Raw genomic sequence first — 3,386 nt, forward strand, 5'->3', positions numbered from 1 at the left:
TAGTCTAGTGGGTTCGGTTGGCTCGGCGACCATCTCGCGATCGCCGAATGGACGCGGATCACCGACGAAAGCGAGACGGTCTACGAACAGCCCGGCCACCATACTTTGTCGTGCTACCTCGACGGCGGCTACCGGACGGAACGCCAGCGCGTGCCGCGCTACGGCGCGCCGAGCCTGCTGTGCGCGCTGCCGGGCGACCATGAGTCGCGCTGGTGGGTGCGCGGCGAGATGCACTTCATCCACCTGTATTTCCTGCCCGAACACTTCACGCAGCGCGCGATCCGCGAACTCGACCGCGAGCCGCGCGAGCTGAAGCTCGCCGACCGCACTTACTTCGAGGATGCGCGCGTCGCCACGCTGCTGCGTTCGCTGGCACTCGACGGCTGGGACGATGCCGACGAACGGCTGCGCGTGAACGAGACCGCGCACGAGGTGCTGAGCCTGCTGCTGCGCGGACAGAGCACGACGCGCACCGACACGTCGTTCCGCGGCGGGCTCGCGCCGGCCGTGCGCCGCCGCGTGCGCGACTACATCGACACCTACCTGACGCAACCGCTGACGCTCGGCGAACTCGCCGACGTCGCCGCGCTGTCCGAATACCACTTCTCGCGGATGTTCCGGCTGTCGTTCGGCCGCGCGCCGCACGCGTGGGTGGCCGAGCAACGCCTGGCGCGCGCGCGCGAGTTGCTGCGCACGACGGCGCTGCCGCTCGCGCAGATCGCCGCCGACTGCGGCTATGCGAACGCCGGCCACTTCAGCCATCGCTTTCGCGACGCGCACGGCACGACGCCGATTACGTACCGGCGCGCGATGCAGGGCCGCTGAGCGCGGCCCCTCTCCTCGTTTCGCGGCTTATGCGCCGCGCCGCGACAGTTCCTGTTCGAGCGCCGCGACACCGGCCGGCAGATCGACCGGCACCTTCAGGTCGACCATCGTGCGGCCGAACGCGTGCAGCGTGCGGAACAGGTTGTGTTCGCGGCACTGCTCGCCCATCTGGCCGATCCGCACGATCGGCAACCCGAACGAGCCCGAAATCTCGACCTGGTACTGCTTCGAGATATGGCCGCAGACCATCCCGGGCGTAAGCCCCTCAGGCGTCTCGATCCCGACCACCGAATTGAGCCGGCAGTCTTTCGGCGCGTAAAGCTTGAGCCCCATCGCCTCGACGCCCGCCTGCAGCGCGAGCGAGCAGCGCAGGTGGCGCGCGAAGCGGCTTTCGAGCGTTTCCGCGCAGACGAGCCGCAGCGCCTCGTGCAGCGCGAGCACGCCCGACACCGGCGCCGTGTAGTGATAGCCCGCGTTGTGCCAGAAGTTTTCCGCGAGCGCCATGTCGAGGCACCAGTGCGCATTCGGCTCGGGGCGCTGCTTCATCCGGTTCCAGGCGGCGTCGGAGAACGCGATCAGCGACACGCCCGGGATCGACGACAGCCCCTTCTGCCCGCCGGTGATCACCGCATCGATGCCCCACGCGTCCATTTCGAGCGGCATCGTCGACAGCGTGCACACCGCATCGACGACCACCAGCGCACCGGCCGCCTTCGCGAGCGCCGCGATGTCGCGCAGGTCGCGGTTCCACACGGTGTTCGACGTCTCGCCCTGCACGATCGTGACGATCTCGGGCCGCTCGCGGGCGATCGCGTCGGCGATCTCGTCGAGACTCGCGACCGCGCGGTCGGCCACTTCGAGCGTCGAAACGTCGGCGCCGACGCGCGTGGCCATCTCGGCCATCCGCGCACTGAAGAAGCCGTTGCGGATCGACAGCACGCGCGTCCCGCGCCAAGCGAGGTTCGAGATCGCCATTTCCATGGCGGCCGAACCGGGGCCCGCAACGCCGAGCACCCACTTCGTGCGGGTCTGGAACACGTAGCGCGCCATCTCCTTCACTTGCTCGATGATCTTCGCCATCGTCGCGCCGAGGTGGTTGATCACGATCGTGTTCGCCTTCGCGACGGCGGCCGGGATCGGAACCGGGCCGGCCCCCATCATCAGCAGCGGTTCTTCGGGCAGGATCGCGTCGAGCGGCACGACGACGGGACAGGGAATCGGCGAGTAATCGATGGACATGGCTGGTAAAAAGTGAGGAAAGGAAGTGCACGGGCGCCCGCCGCACGACATGGCGAACTGATCGATCATTCCGCGTTCCGCCGCCTCGCGCAAGAGGCACGCGCGACCGGACAGCACGACGCTGGCCCGGTCGCCGAACCGGGCCAGCCGGCCGTGCGCGGATCGCACGGCCAGTCATCCGGATTGAAAAAGGATTGCCGGCCAGGTTGTGAAACGGTTCCATTCGTGCGGCAAGCACACGATTTACTTCGTCAATAACACCGCGATTCGCCGAGACCGCCGGTTCAACGCAACTTTGTATCGAACGAAATAGACCGAATCCATGCTAAAAATCGCGGCACGGAATCCGATACGAAAAATCCGGGCACGGACGAAAAACATCTATTATTCTGGCATGTATTGGGGCCCGCTTCCCGTCAATACCGGAACAAGCCCACCAGAATTTATTGCAACCTATTGATTAATATTGGAAATATTCGCAGACACCATGCTTATTCGAATACCCTGCCGTCTTTGAACGGCAGGCACGCGAGACAGCGCCGGGTTTAACGCGTTACCCCCGATTTCGATTTTCCGCAACCCGCCCCTTTTCTCAGGTTGACGGATATCGCTTCCGTATTGAACAATCGTCTGCGGAATCGAAAAAAGCGATTTTTCGATACGAGGGAGAACTGGGTGTCGCGCGATGCGCTTTCTGGGTTGCGCGACGAAAAACCACAACCATAATCAATCAACCGGGCCAGAAATACGCAAGCCATGAACCAGATTCAGACCATGCGTGTATTCGTCTGCGTCGCCGAGCAGCAGAGCTTCCGGCGCGCGGCGCACCATCTCGGCGTGTCCAATGCACTCGTCACGCGTTCGATCGCGATGCTCGAGGGCCACCTGAACACACGGCTGATCCACCGCACCACGCGCAACCTGTCGCTCACCGAGGCCGGCGTGCGCTACCTCGACGGGTGCCGCGCGCTGCTCGAGGAATTCGACCACCTCGAATCGTCCGTCGCGCATGCCGTGCGCGAACCGGCCGGCACGCTGCGCGTCGTCGCATCGGGCCTGCTGTCGCCGCTTGCGCTGACGCCGCTCGTCAGCAGCTTCCGGCACCGCTACCCCGAGTTGCGCGTGCAGCTGACCGTCGCCGAAGGGCCGCTCGACGTGCTCGATTCGGGTTACGACGTCGGCATCGTCACGGGCAACCGGCTCGACGGCAACCCGACGCTGATCGGCCATGCACTCGCCCCGAACCCGTTCGTCGCGGTCGCGGCGCCGGCCTATCTCGAGCGACGCGGCGAGCCGCGCCTGCCCGACGACCTGCCGGGCCA

The 3,386-nt window shown here is 65.7% G+C and carries 2 protein-coding genes and 1 pseudogene; 2 read left to right on the forward strand and 1 reads right to left on the reverse strand.

Going from position 1 to position 3,386, the window contains the following annotated elements; all coding sequences use genetic code 11:
* Positions 1–12: 12 nt before the first annotated feature.
* Positions 13–825: pseudogene (locus tag JYJ84_RS31940) on the forward strand (helix-turn-helix domain-containing protein); the annotation flags it as partial.
* A 27-nt stretch (positions 826–852) separates the two neighbouring features.
* On the opposite strand, the gene JYJ84_RS31945 reads toward JYJ84_RS31940, so the two are convergent.
* Entirely contained in the window at positions 853–2,064 is a 1,212-nt protein-coding gene (locus JYJ84_RS31945) for an alanine--glyoxylate aminotransferase family protein (RefSeq protein WP_122944602.1), read from the reverse strand.
* A gap of 756 nt (positions 2,065–2,820) precedes the next feature.
* Between JYJ84_RS31945 and JYJ84_RS31950 the strand changes: the two genes are divergently transcribed.
* Positions 2,821–3,386 (forward strand): LysR family transcriptional regulator (locus tag JYJ84_RS31950; protein WP_205189950.1); only part of this gene is annotated, 566 nt, incomplete at its 3' end.

It is taken from the genome of Burkholderia sp. LMG 13014 (assembly GCF_905232215.1).
Classification (GTDB): domain Bacteria; phylum Pseudomonadota; class Gammaproteobacteria; order Burkholderiales; family Burkholderiaceae; genus Burkholderia.

Coding starts and splice junctions, on each gene's coding strand:
- JYJ84_RS31945 (WP_122944602.1), bottom strand. CDS start 2,064: ATGTCCATCGATTACTCGCCGATTCCCTGTCCCGTCGTCGTGCCGCTC.